Origin of the sequence: Tolypothrix sp. FACHB-123 (assembly GCF_014697075.1) — a bacterium.
Lineage (GTDB): Bacteria > Cyanobacteriota > Cyanobacteriia > Cyanobacteriales > Nostocaceae > Aulosira.
Genome location: NZ_JACJRE010000047.1, coordinates 31,601 through 49,554, shown reverse-complemented (window position 1 = coordinate 49,554; position 17,954 = coordinate 31,601). Strand labels below are relative to the sequence as shown.

The following is a 17,954-nucleotide window of genomic DNA, read 5'->3' as shown; positions in this document are numbered from 1 at the left end:
GTGTCGTGCCTACAAATACAGAGTTTAGTAGCAGTTTGAGTCGTTAACGGCGTGGTTGACAATCTATTAACTACAAGAATCTAGACAATATAAGGAAAAATAATCATGAGACCTTTGAATTTATCCAAATTTGTTTTGGCTGGTATCTTTGCTGTGAGTTTTGTTGCTGTACCGTTATCTATATCAGTTTCTGCTCAATCAGGCTCTTCCGGTGGTAGTGGTTCCTCTGGTGGTAGTGGTTCCTCTGGTGGCAGTACAGGAACTACGGGTACAGGTACTACAGGTACCACTGGTACTACAGGTACAGGCACTACGGGTACAGGTACTACAGGAACCACCGGCACAGGTACTACAGGTACAGGCACTACGGGTACAGGTGCAACGGGAACCACCGGCACAGGTACTACAAGTACAGGCACTACGGGTACAGGTGCAACGGGAACCACCGGCACAGGTACTACAAGTACAGGCACTACGGGTACAGGTGCAACGGGAACCACCGACACAGGTACTACAAGTACAGGCACTACGGGTACAGGTGCAACGGGAACCACCGGCACAGGTACTACAGGTACAGGCACTACGGGTACAGGTGCAACGGGAACCACCGGCACAGGTACTACAGGTACAGGCACTACCGACACAGGTACTACAGGCACAGGAACCACAGGTACAGGCACTACCGACACAGGTACTACGGGTACAGGTGCTACTGATACTACAGGCACAGGTACTACGGATACAACAGATCCTACAGGCACAGGTACCACGGGTACTACTGGCACTGATACGACTACAACTAACCCTTCGTTACGCGAAACCACTAATGTAAGAAGCGATCGCGGTATTGATTGGGGTTGGCTAGGATTGCTTGGTTTAGCGGGTTTAGCGGGTTTAGCTCGTAATCGCAAAACTCCTCGCGCTTATAAAGATCCTAATCAAGTCACAGGTTCAGGCTCAAGATATTAAGCTGTCATTAGTCATTAGTCATTTGTAAGGGTTTCAAGCCTATTTCTATCAAGTACATAGTTTGGTGCAATTACCGATTTACCCATCAAAATTAATCCCACGTCTCACCTTTAGGGTAAGCGTGGGATTAATTGGTGAATCAGCTAGGAAATTAGGCTTGCTGGTTAAGTTTCCGCTTCAAAAACCGAAACATCGGCTATATTGGGACACCAATTTTCCGGTATTGTCAGGTTTTCTGGTAAAACAGTTGTGCGATCGCCAAAAGCTAACTCTAGTTGCTGTGATTCTAAATTTTCGCATCTAGTCATGTCTGCTCCAAAAACTCTCGCTTTCTGGAGAATAGCTTGATTTAAGTTCGTACCAGTCAGAATTGTCTGTTGTAAATTAGCTTCGTAGAAATTAGCTTGTTCTAAATTAGCCTCATAGAGGTTAGCTTGTTGTAGGTTAGCTGTACTGAATAATACACCCTCTAAATTGGCACCAATCATTTTTGCACCTTGCAAGTTACTACCAATTAGGTTTGCGCCAAAAAGGTTGCTTCCTTCTAAATTTGCCCCTTCTAAGTTAGTGTCGCAAAGAATAGCTGCTTCTAAATTAGCGTTCTCAAGTATTGCGTCTTGTAAGTTGGCATCATACAAAATTGCGCCTTGCAAATCAGCTTCATACATTACAGCTTTGGATAAATTCACTTTTCGCAAAACTGCTTCTTGTAGATTCGCTTCTGTTAGTGTTGCTTTTCTCAAGTTGGCTTCGTAAAGAACTGCGCCGCAGAGATTAGCGTCTGCTAAGTTGGCGCTTGATAGATTGGCTCCGATCAAATTTACCCATTGTAAATTGGCTCCAATTAAGATGGCTCCAGCCAAATTGGCTGCCATCAAATCAGCGCCACTGATATCGATATCGCGTAAATCTAGTTTATTATTTGCCAAATCGTTAACTGTATTACGTCTGCCAATGACAGTCAAGGCTGTTTGAATATCTGTAGGGACTTTTTTCGGAAAATTATCTTCAGCTTGATCGTTAGCAGCATTCTGGCGGAGAAAAGCAGCAAGGATTTCCATAATTGTCCAATGATATTTTGGACAGTCTCTAGCAATTCTTTCTAAAACATATATAGCAGCAAAACGTGTTTCTATCTTATCGTTGCCTAGATGTTCTATAGCTTCTGAAAACCGTTTGGCAATTAATTCTTCTGGATTTGCTTGGGGAGAATTTACTTGGATATCAATGCTTTGCTTGCGCTCCATAATTCCTAAAAATATTTGTGATAATACAGTTTGGCCGATTGCTAAAGAAAGTTTTTCACTATAGTATGCATGAACGCTAAGTACTATACCCCATACCAAAAGGGAGATTACGGTGATTATTTTAATAATGATGGCGATTTTTTGAATGAGGGAAACTGCCGAAAAAATAAAAAAGGCGCTAATAATTAAAGAGACTGCAAGAAAAAATATAGCAGGAGTATATATATACCAAGCATTGAGTCTATTTATATTGAATAAAGACATATTATGAGTCTTCATTGCTGACTTCTTATGTAATTTGGCTTATCCATACTATTATTTGTTGATCCCTTTTAGTACAGTAAATACACTGACTTAATTAATCAATAAATTTATAGTTCCAGAAATCTCTATAAATTTACTTAGCAATAATAGAAATTACTGTAATTATGGGCAATCAAATCTTATAAAAACTCAGATGAGTTAGTATTTACGGTTTATTGATAAAATTACTCATAACTATCAACAATGCAATAGGCTAGGTGTGCGATCGCCTTCACGTTCAGCAGTAAATAAATTCGTAGTCAAGACCTAAATAATGCATTTTGATGCACTTAAGAGTATTAAATTGCTGACTCATTAAGTCACGCTAAATTAACGACGATCGCTAGTTGTGCGCTCGCGGTGATAATTATGAAAATTGGCGATTTTGAGCAAAAATTCCGGCGCTACAGGCGTAAATGTTGATATTAACTAGATTGACGCCAGTGGGTAGGCGCTTCCACATCATCAGGTAGGCGAGTTGTGCGATCGCCTAGAGCTGTTGTAATTTGTTGTAATTCTAAATTTTTCACCCCTGTCAAAATTGCCCCTTCTAATTTGACATCACAAAAGTTTGTCCCGAAGAGGTTAGCACCCATCAGATTTGCCCCGTGTAGATTGGCTTCATAGAGAATCGCTTGCGAAAGGTTAGCCCCTATGAGGTTAGCTTGATGCAAGTCAGCTTCAGCCAAGCTAGCTTCAGACAGGTTGGCAAAAAAGATTTCTGTTTGCTGAAGTTTCGCCGCATTTAAATTAGCACCTTGGAGATTTGCTCCATTCAAGTTAGCGCCTTGGAGATTTGCTCCAATTAATCCTGTCATCTGCAAGTTAGCTTTACCCAACTTTGCACCTTGCAAGTTAGCCAAAAATAACTTGGCGGCGGAGAGATTGGCAACTTTTAAGGTGGCTTGTTGTAAATTAGCTTTATACAAGTTAGCGCCATGCAAGTTAGCTGCACGCAGACTTGCGCTTGTCAGGTTAGCGCCCCGCATGTTGGCACCAGACAAATTAGCGCGATTTAGGTTAGCCCAAGCAAGATTAGCTCCCCTGAGGTTAGCTTTGATCAAGTTAGCTTCATAAAGAATCGAGCCAAAAAGTTTCGCTCCACTGAGATCTGCACCTGCTAAAGCAGCGCCGCGTAAATCCGCACCAGATAAGTCACAACCCCGCAAATCAAAACGTTCTAAGTTAGCGCCTTGCAAGTCGGCTTGTCTAATATCTGTATTGCGTAAATCTATTTTCTGATTTTCTTTATCTTCTAAATAGTTACGCCTACCTATAACTGTGAGAGCTACTTGGATATCTGTGCGAATCTTGGGGAACTCGTAGGGAATATTAACCTCTAATTGTGATGGGCGATAACGATCTTTTTTATGCTTATCAAAATCTATAGGTGCAACGTTTTCCTCGCGCGTTTGTTCGTACTGAGAAATAGGTGCATTTTCGCGGACAAAAGCTGTGAGAATTTCGATAATTGTCCAGTGTTCTGTTGGGAATTCCTGGGCGACTCTTTCTAGAGCATAAATAGCCCCCGTGCGGGTTTCGCTTTTGTCATGTCCAAGCTGGGCAATAGCTGTCATAAAGCGTTCGGCTATCAACTGCTCTTGAGAGAGTTTGGCATTTTGGATGGCAAGTTCAATGTTTTTTTCAGCAGCGATCGCACTTTTATGTAAAGCTTGGGCACGCTTGGCTCCATAGTAAGCATTCACCAGCAATGCTAATCCTAAAAAAATAATTGCTAATGTAGCTAATGCTTGAATTCCATATTGTATTTGTTGTTGAATTGATAATTGCCGAATATTTGACAATGCAAAGACAATTACAGTCAATAACAGCGCAAATATAACTGTTATGACTATTAACCAATTTAACAGTACGCCTGTCTTGTTAGCAGACATTGCACAAATATTCCTCACTACTCAGGATTATTACTTATATTCTGAGGTTGAATAGTATAGCATTTTGCTCACTATTTGCATATGTATCATAAGGCTGATTTTAGGAATGGGGCATTGGGCATTGGGCATTGGGCATTGGGCATTGGGCATTGGGCATTGGGCATTGGGCATTGGGCATTGGGCACTTGTACTGAGCGAAGTCGTACTCCTGCGGAGAAGCAAGCTACGCGCAGCGTCTCCCCTTGGGAGAAGAGAAGTATTGGGCATTACTCATTACTCTTTCTCATCCTCCTTGCCTTCATCTCAATTCCTCATTGCAGTATCAACCGTCACCTATCGGCTTAATGAGTATATCTACATCAGAAAATTGTGCCTCCCTCAGGTTGGCTCCATTGAGTGTGGCATCCTTGAGAATAGCTCCATCAAGTTTTGCTAAATATAAATTAGCTCGATTTAAGTTGGCTCCTGAAAGGTTTGCTCCTCTAAGATTAGCTGCACTTAAAATTGCTTCTTTGAGGTTAGCACCAGAAAGGTTTGCTCCGGAAAGATTTGCCGCAGTGAGGATTGCTCCATGCAGATTAGCACTACACAAGTCTGCTCCTGAAAGATTAGTTTGATACAGGTTTGTCATCTCTAAATTTGCCCCACAGAGGTTAGCGCCTCTAATATCTATGTGGCTTAAATCTAGTGGTTCGCTTTCTTTATCTTGTTGCGCATTTCTGTGAGCTAGTACTGATAAAGCTGCTTGGATATCAGCACGAATTGTTGATAATTGGTTATCCTGGACTTGTATTTGAGTTTCTTCCACAGCATTATTGCGGATAAAATTTGTCAGCGCTGTCATAATTTTTCGCTGTAATTTTGGATCTGCTTGCGCTATTGTGGCTAGATCTTCAAAAACAGTTAGATTAATTTCTCTGTTTTGACGTTCCAACTGTTCGATTGCTTGATGCAAACTTTGCGTATAAGAATATTGGGGAATAAGTTCTACTTGGTTCTGGTTAGGAAATAGGGCTTGATAGATTTTTTCTAAAATTAATATATTCCTAGGATTCCAAGTTTTTGCCATATTGTAAGCACTTATAATTACTTTGAACATACCCCAAGCTACTTTTAATAATTTAGATATTCTCTACTAAAAAATTAATTTACCCGCTATGTAAGTATATCACTAGGAAATGTAAGTAATCTTGATAACTCTAATTTAGCAATAATCAGTAATATATATTAGCCAGAGAAATAAATCCGATCAACAAAAATTTTTAGTAAGTGACTTATCTGCTGACAATAGATAATGTAACAGCTTAGCCTAAACTAGCCATATGCAGCCAGAGAAAAAACCAATCTGTAAAAATTTAGTACTAATTGGTGGGGGTCACAGCCATGCAATTGTGCTGAGAATGTTAGGGATGAATCCTTTACCTAGGGTGTGTGTAACTTTGATTAGCACAAATTCAGATACTCCTTATTCGGGGATGCTTCCAGGACATATTGCTGGTTTTTACAGTCATAATGAATGTCATATTGATTTACGATTATTAAGCCAATTTGCCCATGCACAGTTCTATGTTGATCGAGTGATTAATCTAGATTTGCAAAATAAAAAAGTAATTTGTGCTAATCGTCCTGCTGTAGATTTTGATGTACTGTCTGTTGATATTGGCAGTACTCCCGCAAAAATATCTGTATCAGATGCAGCAGAATATGTGGTTCCAGCTAAACCAGTGTCCGGACTGCTAAAACACTGGTATCAATTACTGAGAAATGTGGAGAAAAATCCGCAAAAACCGCTAAGCATTGCGATCGCAGGCGGTGGTGCAGGTGGTGTAGAATTGGCGCTGTCGATGGAAGCACAGTTACAGCGAATTTTATCACCGTCAGCGATGCTAGAGGTTCATTTATTCCAGCGTGATCGCCAATTAATGTCCAAGCATCATCATTCAGTACAGCGTCTAGTTGAGCAAATTCTCACCCAAAGGGGTATAAAACTCCATTTAGGCGAAAATGTTACTCAAGTCATACCCCTTGCTGAGACAGGAAATCAACAGGGATTGCAAGTTAAATGTGAATCGGGATTAACTGTAGATTGTGACAAAATTTTTTGGGTGACTCAAGCTGCTGCACCGGATTGGTTAAAATCTACAGGACTAAGAACTGATGAGCGAGGCTTTATTTTAGTAGCAGATACCTTACAATCCCTCTCTCACCCTGATGTCTTCGCTGCTGGTGATATTGCCACAATGATCAATCATCCCCGTCCTAAAGCTGGGGTATTTGCTGTTAGACAAGGTAAGCCTTTGTATCAGAATTTACGACGATATTTATTAGGTCAACCTCTCAAAGCCTATGTACCGCAGAAAAAATATCTAAGTTTAATTGGTACAGGAGATGGAAGCGCGATCGCTACAAGAGGGGCATTTACTTTACCACCAAATAAATTATTGTGGTATTGGAAAGATTGGCTAGATCGCCGTTTTATGGAACGCTTTAGTAAGGAATTGGGGAACTAAAAGCCCCAAGACTAAAACATAGCTGAACTATGTAGGATAAATTATTAGGATTAATTTGATTAATGTTCAATTTTAAAACTAGTTTTATTTTATTATTTATTATTTGTGTGGTAGCAACTGCCCTAACAGCCTATTGTTTAGGGGGAATTAGTCCTGATGTAATTAAATCCTGGTTGAAAAACTCTGGTATTTGGGCACCTGTAACTTATGTAGTCATCTATGTTATCGCCACCATTTTAGTATTACCTTCCACCGCCCTGAATTTAACGGGGGGTGCGATTTTCGGCCCTTGGCTGGGGACATGTTGGACAAGTGTAGGGGCAATTGTCGCCGCGATCGCGGCTTTTATCTTTGCCCGGACAATTGGACATGATGCAGTAGCTAAAAGGCTAGCAGGGCGTTGGCAAGCGATTGACGCTGAAATTAAGCAAGGTGGAGTCTATTATATGTTTGCCATTCGTTTATTACCGATAATGCCCTACGGTTTGGTTAATTTCGCGGCTGGGCTATCATCAGTCAGCTTTAAAGATTACCTCATCGGCACAGTTTTAGGGACTGTACCGTCAGTATTACCATTTGTTTTATTGGGTAGTTCTGGCTTAAAAGCAATCCGTACCGGCGAAGTTATGCCACTTGTGGGCGCTTTGGCCTTATTAGGAATGCTAGTGGCTGGATCTACTTGGTATCGTCGTCGTCGCCGTTTTCCCTTTCATCGCAAACGTTAAGTTAATCATGCTACCCAAGTATTCTTTTATCGTCCCGATTTATAACGAAGAAGAAACCATCCAAGAAATGTATCGCCGCATTTCCCAAGTGATGAATCGAATGGATGGTGAGGTAGAGTTATGTTTAGTGAATGATGGTAGCCGCGATCGCTCTTTACAAATGATGCGGGAATTACATCAACAAGATTCGCGCGTGGTTTACTTAAGTTTGGCGCGAAATTTTGGACATCAAATTGCTGTGACGGCTGGGCTAAATTTTGTTCGCGGCAAAGTAGTTGTGATTTTAGATGCCGATTTACAAGATCCGCCCGAATTAATTCCCGATATGGTAGAAAAATGGCGACAAGGATATAAAATTGTCTACGCCCAACGCATCCAACGCCGTCAAGAAGGGTGGTTTAAACGTTTCACCGCCTATGCTTTTTACCGCATTCTCAAGAATCTGGCAGATGTTGATATCCCCACAGATACAGGGGATTTTTGTTTATTAGATCGTCAAGTTGTAGACGTACTCAATGCTATGCCAGAACGCAATCGTTACATTCGCGGATTGCGTGCTTGGGTTGGGTTTAATCAAATAGCGATTAAATTTGAACGCGATCCACGGTTTGCCGGTGAAGTTAAATATACATTTCGGAAATCTTTAGCATTGGCAATTAATGGATTAGTTTCCTTTTCTAAAGTTCCTCTACAACTTTCCACTTATATGGGATTTTTCGCCGCCGTACTTTCTCTATTCATGTGTGTAATGGTGTTATACTGGCGACTTGTTCAGCCCCATTCTTCCTTAACTGGAATGGCTATTATTCTGATGGCTATTTTCTTTATTGGCGGCGTACAACTATTTAGTATTGGAATTTTGGGTGAATATATTGGGCGGATTTATGAAGAAGTAAAACAAAGGCCGCTTTATACCCTAGCAGAAGTAGCAGGTTTTTATGAGGATTATGCAGAACGGCAAAAACCCATGAGTATGGTAGACGAAAAATAGTTTTAACCAGCACAGCAAATTCCCCCAGTGATTATGAGGAAATATCCCCATTTTATTAATTAAAATTTAAGAGCATATAACTACTTGGAATCTTGATCCTTATGTGGTCAAATAAAGAGGATTCCCAAAATAGCTTATTGCCGATCCATGAAAAACTCTGGTGCGCTGACAACTACATTTTGCCTTACCTTAAGTCTACTGTTTACAGCTTGTAATGGGGCTAATAGTGGTAACAATGGAGAAACTTCTACATCAAGTCAAACTACAACTAACAATCAATCAACTACAAATACATCAGGTGTAATTCCCATTGGTATTGCTTTTGCACAAACTAGTAACGTAGCATTACTAGGACAAGAACAAGTAGCTGGAGCGAAAATTGCCGAGAAGTATTTCAATGATAAAGGCGGTATTAATGGTACGCCAATTAAACTAGTGTTTCAAGACACTAGCGGTGATGAAAATGGTGCAATTAACGCCTTTCAAACCTTAATAAATAAAGATAAAGTTGTCGGTATTGTGGGGCCGACTCTGTCACAACAAGCTTTTAGTGCTGACCCTGTAGCTGATCGTGCTAAAGTACCCGTGTTAGCAGCATCTAACACTGCCGATAAAATTCCCGAAATTGGTGATTATATAGCGCGAATTTCTGCACCTAGTTCTGTAGTTGCGCCTAATTCTGTCAAAGCCGCACTCAAGCTCAATCCTAACATTAAAAGAGTTGCGGTTTTCTTTGCCCAAAATGATTCTTATAGTAAATCAGAAACGGATATTTTCCAGAAAACTGTGAAGGATCAGGGTTTGGAATTAGTCACAGTTCAAAAGTTCCAAACTAGCGATACAGATTTTCAAACCCAAGCCACCAATGCAATTAACCTGAAAGCAGATTTAGTGATTATTTCTGGTTTAGCTGCTGATGGTGGTAACTTAGTGAGACAGTTGCGAGAACTAGGTTATAAAGGCTTAATTGTTGGCGGTAATGGGCTGAATACTTCCAATATTTTCCCAGTATGTAAAGCATTATGTGATGGCGTATTAATTGCCCAAGCTTACAGCCCAGAACATCCTGGTGAGATTAATTCGACATTTCGTAAAACCTATAGCGAACAATTCAAAAAAGAACCACCACAATTTACAGCCCAAGCTTTTACAGCAGTTCAAGTTTATGTCGAAGCACTCCAAGCTTTAGATAAAAAAACTAAAGTTAATACCTTAGCTCTACCACAATTGCGTAATGAATTAAATAAACAGATACTAGCAGGAAAATATAATACACCCTTAGGCGAAATTGCTTTTACCCCCGTTGGTGAAGTTATCCAAAAAGATTTTTACGTAGCGCAAATCAAAATGGAACAAGATGGTAGCCAAGGTAAATTTACATTTTTAAAATGACGTAGTGTAGGGAAAAAGCAGAGGAAGCAGGCGGTAATTAAATAAATACTCAATGCCCAATGCCCAATGCCCAATGCCCCATGCCCAATGCCCAATACCCAATGACAAATGACATTTACTTTATTTTTGCAACAATTTTTAAACGGGCTATCTATTGGTAGCGTTTATGCAATTTTTGCCTTGGGATACACTCTGGTTTATTCCATTTTAGGCATTATTAATTTAGCGCATGGGGCAGTATTTACCCTAGGTGCATATTTTACTTATGCACTTATGGGTGGTAGTTTTGGCTTCAATGGTTTGCTAGCTAATGCCACTCTACCGATCAAATTACCATTTGCGATCGCCTTATTTTTAGGTAGTTGCTTGGCGGGATTGGTAGGGATAGCAATGGAACGCATCGCTTTTCAACCCCTACGTCGTAAAGGATCTGATCCTTTATTAACAGTAGTTTCTAGCTTGGGTGTAGCGGTAGTTATCGTTAACCTCATCCAATATCTAGTCGGTGCAGAAAGTTATACCTTTCCTTCCAATGCTTACGGGAATTTACCACCCTCAATAAACTTTGGCAGCGCTGAAAGCCCAATTCCTATACGCAGCGTGCAAATCGTGATTTTTGCGGTTTCTGTGGTATTTGTGGCAATTCTTACCTATTTTATTAACGGTACTAAATATGGTAAAGCCATGCAAGCGATCGCAGAAGACGCAACCACCGCCAGTTTATTAGGAATTAACACCGATGGCTTTATCGTCCTGACATTTTTCATCAGCAGTTTCTTAGCCGGATTAGCCGGTACTTTAGTCGCTTCCAGCGTCAGTATAGCCGGGCCTTATTTTGGTATCGCCTTTGGTTTAAGAGGGTTAGCAGTCATCGTCTTAGGCGGTTTAGGGAGTATTCCCGGTGCGGTATTAGGCGGTTTACTCATTGGCTTAGTCGAAGCCTTCGTCCCCGGCGAATATTCCGGTTACAAAGACGCCGTAGCATTTGCAATTTTATTTGTCATGCTATTAGTTAGACCCCAAGGTTTACTAGGACGCAGGTTTATTCAGAAGGTTTAAAGACTGTATGACAACATTTACTAAACAGAAATTAACTTTTGATCAGTTTCTTGAACAGTGTCCAGAGGAAGGTTTTTATGAATTGGTAAATGGAGAAATTGTTGAAGTGCGTTCTACGAGAAATCATGATGATGTCGCTGATTTTATGGCTGACTCTTTCAAGGATGAAATTAAACGTCTTAATCTGAATTATGTTGTCAAAAATACAGCAGTAATTAAAACAATCACTGCTGAAGGCGTAGAACAGGGACGCAAACCTGATATCAGTGTCATAGATAAGGATATATGGCGCTCAAATCGTACTGCTTACTCTGCACTGGAAGAATCGATTCAATTAGCTGTAGAAGTGACATCAACTAATTGGGAAGATGACTACATTGATAAATTAGATGAATATCAACGTTTAGGGATTAAAGAATATTGGATCGTCGATTATTTAGCAATAGGGTTAAGAGAATATTTAGGTAATCCCAAAGTTCCGACTGTATTTGTTTTTGTATTAGATAGTAATGGAAGATATCAACGCCATCAATTTCGAGGGGCTGAACGAATCATATCGCCAACTTTTCCAGAATTAACATTAACAGCAGAGCAAATATTAACCGCTTAAGCCAGAGATTTATTAGGAATTATGATAATAATGCATTCGCAATGATGATTAGACAAGGGAAGTCAGGGGAGACAAGGAAGACAAATGACCAATGCCCAATACCCAATGACAAATGACAAATGACTGAATTTATTTCTACTTACGGTTCGCTAATAGTCTCTATGGTATTAGGGGCTTTATTGGGGCTATCCCTTTACTTACCATTAATGACAGGACAACTATCTTTAGCTAGCCCCGGATTTTATGCTTTAGGTGGTTATATTGCCGCAATTTTATCAACAACAGTATTTAAATCTGATAGTAATTCATTTTCGATTTGGCTGTTGTTAATTGAGATGATAATTGCTGGTGTAGTTTCTGGATTATTGGGAATCGCCGTCGGAATTCCCGCCTTAAGATTGCGGGGAATTTATTTAGCGATCGCAACTATTGCTTTTGTCGAAGTTTTGCGGGTTATTTCCCTTAATTTAGAAATTACTGGCGGTGCTGTCGGGATTTTTGGGATTCCTCAACCCTTCCAAAACCAAATCGATTATTTATGGATTGCTTTACCATTACTCATCATTTCAATGGTATTATTTTACCGTCTCGAAAGGATTCGCGTAGGTAGAGCATTTACCGCAATTCGAGAAGATGAATTAGCCGCCGGTGCAATGGGAATTAATCCTACATACTACAAAGTTTTAGCATTTACATTAGGGGCTATTCTCGCAGGGGTAGTTGGTGCAATTAGCGCCCATTTTCTCAATACTTGGAATGCCCGTCAAGGTACATTTGATGCGAGTATTATCTACTTAACTTTTGTTTTAATTGGCGGTTCGAGAACATTTTTAGGTTCAGTTGTGGGCGGAATGGTATTTACAGCTTTACCCGAAATCTTGCGCAGTCTAGCTGATACAGGCGGATTACCTGTGTGGTTAGCACAATTTTTACGAGATGGGAGATTAATTATTTTTGGGGTGTTAATTGTGATAGGAACCATCTTTTTTCCTCAAGGATTAGTCACACCAGATATTTTTAAGAAACGTCAAATTAAAAGTAGATAACACAATTAATATTGTTGTTTCTCTGCGCTCTCTGCGTCCTCTGCGGTTCAGAAATAATTTATTTAACCACAGAGGCGCAGAGGACACAGAGGTAAGAAATTAAAATATTAAAATTTATAAGCATCATGTAATAGCTACACCTAACCCCTAACAATATGCAAACAAGCGAGAAAAATTCTATTGTCTTAGAAGCCAAATCATTGACACGCCGCTTTGGTGGTTTAGTGGCTGTAAATAATGTATCTTTCGCAGTCCAAAAACATGAAATTTTTGGATTAATCGGCCCTAATGGTGCAGGAAAAACCACATTATTTAATTTAATTACCGCTTTGATTCCCCCTTCTGAGGGACAATTAATTTATCAAGGTCAAGATATATCCCAATTACGTCCCCATAAAATTGCAGCTTTAGGAATTGCCCGCACGTTTCAAAACATTCGCCTATTCGGTGAATTATCAGCTTTAGAAAATGTGATTATTGGCGGTCATCTACATACTAAAAGTGGTATGATTACAGGAGTTCTAGGATTGCCACCAGCGCCTAGTGAAGAATCTAAAAGTCGCAAAAAAGCTTTAGATTTATTAGAGATGGTGGGATTGAGCGATCGCACTCAAGAAAAAGCCAAGAACTTTGCTTACGGCGATCAGCGTCGCTTAGAAATCGCCCGCGCTTTAGCCTTAGAACCGCAAATTTTGCTCCTCGATGAACCCGCAGCAGGGATGAACCCCAGCGAAAAGCAGCAACTTAGCGATTTTATCCGCAGTCTTAAGGAACGCTTTAACTTAACAATTATCTTGATTGAGCATCATGTACCCTTAGTTATGGGATTATGCGATCGCATTGCTGTTTTGGATTTTGGACAATTAATTGCTTTGGGTAAACCCGCTGTTGTCAGAGACGATCCAGCCGTAATTGTAGCTTATTTGGGAAGTGGATGAGGAATTAAACAGCCGATGAACGCCGATGAACGCCAAGATTTAATTGCTAAAGAAGATTTTACGATTTTAGATATTCAAAACCTAGATGTAAATTATGGCGGTATTCAAGCCCTAAAAAAGATTAATTTAACCATTAAAAAAGGTGAAGTAGTCACTTTAATTGGTGCTAACGGTGCTGGTAAAACTACCACACTCCGCGCTATCTCAAAAATAGTTAATCCCAAAAGCGGGGCGATTTTTTATAGTGGAAAAAATATCACGCGCCGTCCTGCTTACGAAGTAGTAAAACTAGGTATCGCCCATTCTCCTGAAGGAAGGAGGGTATTAGCGAGACAAACAGTTTTAGATAATTTGTTATTAGGCGCTTATATTCGCAACGATCAAAAAGAAATTAAAGCAGATTTAGAACATCAATATCAGCTATTTCCCCGTTTAGCCCAAAGACGCCATCAGCTAGCAGGAACCCTTAGCGGTGGTGAACAACAAATGTTAGCGATCGCTCGTGCTTTAATGAGTAAACCCCAACTCCTGCTTTTAGACGAACCTAGCTTAGGTTTAGCACCCGCGATCGTCCGAGAAATATTTACAATTATTGAAAATCTCCGCGCTATCGGCGTGACGATTTTATTAGTTGAACAAAACGCGAATCTAGCTCTCCAAATTGCCGATAGAGGATATGTTTTAGAAGCTGGTTCTATTACTTTAACAGGCGCAGCATCCGCATTAATTACCGATGAGCGAGTGAAAAAAGCTTATTTGGGATAAAGGAAGTATTATTTTGCCGTAAAACTATCGCCTGAATAATTCCATAATGCGATCGCTTAAGTATATTTACTGTTTAACGAGGAAAATAACCTCATTAATGAACTTCTGAGCCTCATTCACGAAGAAAATAACCTCATTAATGAACTTCTGAGCCTCATTCACGAGGAAAATAACCTCATTAATGAACTTCTGAACCTCATTCACGAGCTTCTGAGCCTCATTCACGAGCTTCTGAGCCTCATTCACGAGGAAAATAACCTCGCCAACCACAACCGCAGGTAGTTAAAACAAATACAACATCATACCTGCTTCAGGGATATCTAAGGGACTTCCAAGTAAAAAAATATTCCATTGCTATTGTTGATTGTTGACGGTTGACTGTTAACTGTGAACCGTCAACTGTCAACAGTCAACGTTTAACGGAATAATTTATTTTTTGGAGTTCCCTAATTAAAACAATACATCTTCAAAGCTGTGCAATTTCTAGTGGTAAATCTCTTTACCTACTCAATTACTTACAGCTTACTTTTTGGTTTAGGAGTAGGTTTATTAATTTGGTTATGCGATAAATAATAATCAAATATTCTCAAAAAATATCAAATGCTATTAATAAAGGTTGATGCTTTAGCCTTAAGCTTTATCAAGCATCAACCTTCCAAATAGTAATGAAAAAGATGATTGCAGCCAATGGATTTACAGAAACTGAAAACAGAAGTTATACCAATTTGAAAAAATAATGTGACAGACGGTAGGGGCATAGCACTGCCTTGACCTCTAAAATAGATTGATGTGTCGCCACATTATTTGAATTGGTATTAAATTCTGATTCAAAATCCAAAATGGTGTAACTTAACCCAATGCTTGCACAGCAGTCAGCATGAAATTCAGCCGTTGATCGAACTCTAGTTTTTTGATCTGGGCTACAAATTCATCTGTTCCATTAGGAAGTTTATACTCAGAAGGAACGGGGATAATAGTTCCATTCTCAATTCCTTGAGCCAGCAAAAACCAAACCTCTAATTTAGCATTAGGACTTAGGGCTTTGTAAGCATGGTTAATATCACTATTACCACCCCGTAGTAAGTCACGTTGTGCTTGCAATTGTTCTTGCTGAGATAAATCTTGGATTTTATTAAACACAGCTGTACCAGGAATTTCTACACTATTAGGAGGCGCTGGGTTTAGCTGATCCTTAATATCCAGATAACCGTACCAAAGTAAAGCTAGTTGAGTATCTACATCAAAGCGTTTGAAAGTTTCTAAAGCTGGTCTTGTGCTTTCGTCAACTGTATATGTCATAAACACTCCAAATTAAGCGAGTTTTCCTTAGTTTTGCAATCACTAAGAAAAATTTCTTTTAGTTACTCCACATAAGTTAACGAATGATTCCAGAGGCATAATCCCACAAAAGATAGAAACAATACTTACGCTGTCAGACAGATGAAGGAAGGCAAAGGGCAGAGGACAGGATGCAGAAGGAATAAAATAGATGAGGGGGATAAAGAAGGAATACAACTGACAACACTTCTTGTAGCTCTCAGTGCATCGCTGACAACTAACAACTGTACGGGCGGGTTCACAGATATCCTCACTGATTCATGAAGATCTCGCATAAACCCGCCCCTACTAACAACTAACAACTAAAAAATGAAAATTATTCAATTAGAAAATATCTTTAAAATTTACGGTAGCGGCGAAACAGAAGTCAAAGCACTTAATAATGTGAATTTGATTATCAATGAAGGTGAATATTGTTCAATTATGGGGCCTTCTGGTTCTGGTAAATCTACAGCCATGAATATCATCGGCTGTCTAGATCGCCCCACTTTTGGAAGTTACTATTTAGATAACGTCGATGTCGCGCAAATGAATGATAAAGCCTTGGCGCATATTCGCAACAAAAAACTAGGGTTTGTTTTTCAACAATTCCATCTCTTATCTCAACTGACAGCCCTAGAAAACGTCATGTTACCAATGGCTTATGCTGGAATTAATGCTCAAGAAAGACGCGATCGCGCTACTGAAGCTTTAATCAAAGTCGGCTTAGAAAAGCGTCTCAACAATAAACCAACTCAACTATCAGGCGGACAACAACAAAGAGTAGCGATCGCTCGTGCCATTGTCAACCGTCCCGTTGTTCTCCTTGCTGATGAACCCACTGGCGCACTCGATTCCCGCACTACCCAAGAAGTCATGGATATTTTTAGTGAATTAAACGCCAGTGGAATTACAGTCGTCATGGTTACCCACGAACCAGATGTAGCCCGTCAAACCCAGCGCATAGTCTGGTTCCGCGACGGTGAAGTCGTTCACTCCCACCTCACCCCAGCGGACTTAAGTCACATGGCTGTATCTTAGTTAGAAGCTAGCAGCTTACAAGCTAGGTGTTTTACCAGTCTGTGTTTGGGTTTCCACCGGCTGGACATCACTGTAGCCCATCTGGGATGCGATCGTCCGCAGCACCGACATTTGCGCTTCAAAATCTAATCCTTCAAGTTGAGAAAGCAGATTGTCGATTTTATCTGTAGTCTCGTAATCCTCAGATAAATCAACTACCTGATCGCCCATTGCTTCAGCCCAAACATACCAAACCAAAAGCTGATTATTTTCTTTTAAAGCACCATAAGCACGAGAATAATCGCTAGCTTCACCATTCACAATTTGCCGCATAATTGCTAGTTGTTCATCATCAGATAAATCCAAATAATCATTGAGCAAAATTGGTGCTAAATTTGGTTCCGCAGCTGCAGGTGCAGCCGGAGTAATTGAATCTCCCATTTTTTCATAAACCAAATAAAACCAAGCTAATTTAGCATCAGTATCTAAGCTATTAAAATCTGCAACAACTTTTTGAGTTTCATTAGTTAAAGCTTGAGAAACGTTTCTATCTTGGCTAGCAGTCATTATTTATCTCCAAGGCGATTTAACATATCAAACTTAGGGTTAACAGAGTTTAATAATCAGAATCCACTGTCAAGAGAAAGAGATTAATTTATAGCAATTTGCAGTTTTTATCTACCTTTTAATAGAGGTAAGAATATCTCTAAGGGAGCCAATGATTTATGCGATCGCTTTGATACGATGACCTCAGCAATTGAAAAAATACCTAGGAGTAAATTTATGCCTGATGAAGTAAAGCCTAATGTTAACGAAGCTCCTACCCATGATGCACAGTTAGCAGCAGAAAACATAGCTGCTGGTGAAGAAAAAGCGCCAACAGTAGATTTTGAAGCCGATTACGCCGCAGCACAGCAATTTAGTGTCAGTGACATCGATCGTACAGGTGAAGGTGCAAAAGCCGCAGAAGCCGCAACAGCACCTAAATTTGAAATTCCCAAGCCAGAAGAAACTAGACTAGAAACCCAAGCAACTGGTAATCCTGATGATTATGCAGATATGGCTAAGGATGTCGCAGGTTCGAGAAATGAGGGTGTAGCCAGCATTGATGATGATTTAGTGCAAAAAGCTTTAGAAAAAGGTCAAGCGAAAAATTAATAATTCGTA

At 40.0% G+C, this 17,954-nt stretch carries 18 protein-coding genes; 12 read left to right on the top strand and 6 right to left on the bottom strand.

The features are described 5' to 3' along the window. Window positions 1-105: 105 nt before the first annotated feature. Window positions 106-969, top strand: a complete 864-nt coding sequence (locus H6G41_RS36050; RefSeq protein ID WP_190749753.1) for a WGxxGxxG-CTERM domain-containing protein — start codon at window positions 106-108, stop codon at window positions 967-969. A gap of 164 nt (window positions 970-1,133) precedes the next feature. On the opposite strand, the gene H6G41_RS25205 is transcribed toward H6G41_RS36050, so the two are convergent. The 4 genes from H6G41_RS25205 to H6G41_RS25190 all read right to left on the bottom strand — a co-directional run bounded on the left by H6G41_RS25205 (window position 1,134) and on the right by H6G41_RS25190 (window position 5,483). Beyond that, complete coding sequence (locus H6G41_RS25205; RefSeq protein ID WP_190749750.1) at window positions 1,134-2,480, bottom strand: pentapeptide repeat-containing protein; 1,347 nt, start codon at window positions 2,478-2,480, stop codon at window positions 1,134-1,136. A gap of 464 nt (window positions 2,481-2,944) precedes the next feature. Beyond that, on the bottom strand, window positions 2,945-4,414 hold the full coding sequence (locus tag H6G41_RS25200; protein WP_190749749.1) for a pentapeptide repeat-containing protein: 1,470 nt from the start codon (window positions 4,412-4,414) through the stop codon (window positions 2,945-2,947). 30 nt (window positions 4,415-4,444) lie between these two features. Next, the gene (locus H6G41_RS25195) at window positions 4,445-4,585 is read right to left on the bottom strand and encodes a hypothetical protein (RefSeq protein WP_190749748.1); all 141 of its coding nucleotides are present in this window, start codon (window positions 4,583-4,585) and stop codon (window positions 4,445-4,447) included. A gap of 151 nt (window positions 4,586-4,736) precedes the next feature. After that, window positions 4,737-5,483, bottom strand: a complete 747-nt coding sequence (locus H6G41_RS25190) for a pentapeptide repeat-containing protein (protein WP_242038041.1) — start codon at window positions 5,481-5,483, stop codon at window positions 4,737-4,739. Between the two features lie 253 nt (window positions 5,484-5,736). Here H6G41_RS25190 and H6G41_RS25185 point away from each other — a divergent pair, with 253 nt between their 5' ends. From H6G41_RS25185 to H6G41_RS25145, 9 genes are all read left to right on the top strand, one after another. Then, window positions 5,737-6,924: an FAD-dependent oxidoreductase gene (locus H6G41_RS25185; RefSeq protein WP_190749746.1), complete on the top strand. Its 1,188-nt coding sequence runs from the start codon at window positions 5,737-5,739 to the stop codon at window positions 6,922-6,924. 62 nt (window positions 6,925-6,986) lie between these two features. Next, a complete protein-coding gene (locus H6G41_RS25180; RefSeq protein WP_190749745.1) occupies window positions 6,987-7,649 on the top strand; it encodes a TVP38/TMEM64 family protein in 663 nt (220 codons plus the stop codon). Between the two features lie 7 nt (window positions 7,650-7,656). Beyond that, entirely contained in the window at window positions 7,657-8,640 is a 984-nt protein-coding gene (locus H6G41_RS25175; protein ID WP_190749743.1) for a glycosyltransferase family 2 protein, read from the top strand. A gap of 147 nt (window positions 8,641-8,787) precedes the next feature. Continuing rightward, on the top strand, window positions 8,788-10,032 hold the full coding sequence (locus H6G41_RS25170; RefSeq protein ID WP_190749742.1) for an ABC transporter substrate-binding protein: 1,245 nt from the start codon (window positions 8,788-8,790) through the stop codon (window positions 10,030-10,032). A gap of 108 nt (window positions 10,033-10,140) precedes the next feature. Continuing rightward, a complete protein-coding gene (locus H6G41_RS25165) occupies window positions 10,141-11,091 on the top strand; it encodes a branched-chain amino acid ABC transporter permease (protein ID WP_096645652.1) in 951 nt (316 codons plus the stop codon). A 7-nt stretch (window positions 11,092-11,098) separates the two neighbouring features. Next, on the top strand, window positions 11,099-11,701 hold the full coding sequence (locus tag H6G41_RS25160; RefSeq protein WP_190749740.1) for a Uma2 family endonuclease: 603 nt from the start codon (window positions 11,099-11,101) through the stop codon (window positions 11,699-11,701). Window positions 11,702-11,820: 119 nt separating this feature from the next. Next, a complete protein-coding gene (locus H6G41_RS25155) occupies window positions 11,821-12,747 on the top strand; it encodes a branched-chain amino acid ABC transporter permease (protein ID WP_190749738.1) in 927 nt (308 codons plus the stop codon). A 155-nt stretch (window positions 12,748-12,902) separates the two neighbouring features. Further along, window positions 12,903-13,685, top strand: coding sequence for an ABC transporter ATP-binding protein (locus H6G41_RS25150; RefSeq protein ID WP_190749736.1), 783 nt, complete (start codon window positions 12,903-12,905; stop codon window positions 13,683-13,685). Window positions 13,686-13,700: 15 nt separating this feature from the next. Beyond that, window positions 13,701-14,450, top strand: a complete 750-nt coding sequence (locus H6G41_RS25145) for an ABC transporter ATP-binding protein (protein WP_190749733.1) — start codon at window positions 13,701-13,703, stop codon at window positions 14,448-14,450. Between the two features lie 849 nt (window positions 14,451-15,299). Here the strand turns inward: H6G41_RS25145 and H6G41_RS25140 are convergent. Next, a complete protein-coding gene (locus H6G41_RS25140; RefSeq protein ID WP_190749731.1) occupies window positions 15,300-15,749 on the bottom strand; it encodes an orange carotenoid protein N-terminal domain-containing protein in 450 nt (149 codons plus the stop codon). Window positions 15,750-16,097: 348 nt separating this feature from the next. Between H6G41_RS25140 and H6G41_RS25135 the strand changes: the two genes are divergently transcribed. Further along, the gene (locus H6G41_RS25135; RefSeq protein ID WP_199316297.1) at window positions 16,098-16,808 is read left to right on the top strand and encodes an ABC transporter ATP-binding protein; all 711 of its coding nucleotides are present in this window, start codon (window positions 16,098-16,100) and stop codon (window positions 16,806-16,808) included. Window positions 16,809-16,823: 15 nt separating this feature from the next. Here H6G41_RS25135 and H6G41_RS25130 read toward each other — a convergent pair whose 3' ends face one another. Beyond that, on the bottom strand, window positions 16,824-17,354 hold the full coding sequence (locus H6G41_RS25130) for an orange carotenoid protein N-terminal domain-containing protein (protein WP_190749729.1): 531 nt from the start codon (window positions 17,352-17,354) through the stop codon (window positions 16,824-16,826). Between the two features lie 216 nt (window positions 17,355-17,570). On the opposite strand from H6G41_RS25130, the gene H6G41_RS25125 reads away from it, so the two are divergent. Beyond that, a complete protein-coding gene (locus H6G41_RS25125) occupies window positions 17,571-17,945 on the top strand; it encodes a hypothetical protein (RefSeq protein WP_190749727.1) in 375 nt (124 codons plus the stop codon). Window positions 17,946-17,954 lie beyond the last annotated feature (9 nt).

Bases quoted from the DNA above. Each gene is read 5' to 3' on its own strand.
- H6G41_RS36050 (WP_190749753.1), top strand. From the start codon at position 106: ATGAGACCTTTGAATTTATCCAAATTTGTTTTGGCTGGTATCTTTGCT.
- H6G41_RS25205 (WP_190749750.1), bottom strand. From the start codon at position 2,480: ATGTCTTTATTCAATATAAATAGACTCAATGCTTGGTATATATATACT.
- H6G41_RS25200 (WP_190749749.1), bottom strand. From the start codon at position 4,414: ATGTCTGCTAACAAGACAGGCGTACTGTTAAATTGGTTAATAGTCATA.
- H6G41_RS25195 (WP_190749748.1), bottom strand. From the start codon at position 4,585: ATGCCCAATGCCCAATGCCCAATGCCCAATGCCCAATGCCCAATGCCC.
- H6G41_RS25190 (WP_242038041.1), bottom strand. From the start codon at position 5,483: ATGGCAAAAACTTGGAATCCTAGGAATATATTAATTTTAGAAAAAATC.
- H6G41_RS25185 (WP_190749746.1), top strand. From the start codon at position 5,737: ATGCAGCCAGAGAAAAAACCAATCTGTAAAAATTTAGTACTAATTGGT.
- H6G41_RS25180 (WP_190749745.1), top strand. From the start codon at position 6,987: ATGTTCAATTTTAAAACTAGTTTTATTTTATTATTTATTATTTGTGTG.
- H6G41_RS25175 (WP_190749743.1), top strand. From the start codon at position 7,657: ATGCTACCCAAGTATTCTTTTATCGTCCCGATTTATAACGAAGAAGAA.
- H6G41_RS25170 (WP_190749742.1), top strand. From the start codon at position 8,788: ATGAAAAACTCTGGTGCGCTGACAACTACATTTTGCCTTACCTTAAGT.
- H6G41_RS25165 (WP_096645652.1), top strand. From the start codon at position 10,141: ATGACATTTACTTTATTTTTGCAACAATTTTTAAACGGGCTATCTATT.
- H6G41_RS25160 (WP_190749740.1), top strand. From the start codon at position 11,099: ATGACAACATTTACTAAACAGAAATTAACTTTTGATCAGTTTCTTGAA.
- H6G41_RS25155 (WP_190749738.1), top strand. From the start codon at position 11,821: ATGACTGAATTTATTTCTACTTACGGTTCGCTAATAGTCTCTATGGTA.
- H6G41_RS25150 (WP_190749736.1), top strand. From the start codon at position 12,903: ATGCAAACAAGCGAGAAAAATTCTATTGTCTTAGAAGCCAAATCATTG.
- H6G41_RS25145 (WP_190749733.1), top strand. From the start codon at position 13,701: ATGAACGCCGATGAACGCCAAGATTTAATTGCTAAAGAAGATTTTACG.
- H6G41_RS25140 (WP_190749731.1), bottom strand. From the start codon at position 15,749: ATGACATATACAGTTGACGAAAGCACAAGACCAGCTTTAGAAACTTTC.
- H6G41_RS25135 (WP_199316297.1), top strand. From the start codon at position 16,098: ATGAAAATTATTCAATTAGAAAATATCTTTAAAATTTACGGTAGCGGC.
- H6G41_RS25130 (WP_190749729.1), bottom strand. From the start codon at position 17,354: ATGACTGCTAGCCAAGATAGAAACGTTTCTCAAGCTTTAACTAATGAA.
- H6G41_RS25125 (WP_190749727.1), top strand. From the start codon at position 17,571: ATGCCTGATGAAGTAAAGCCTAATGTTAACGAAGCTCCTACCCATGAT.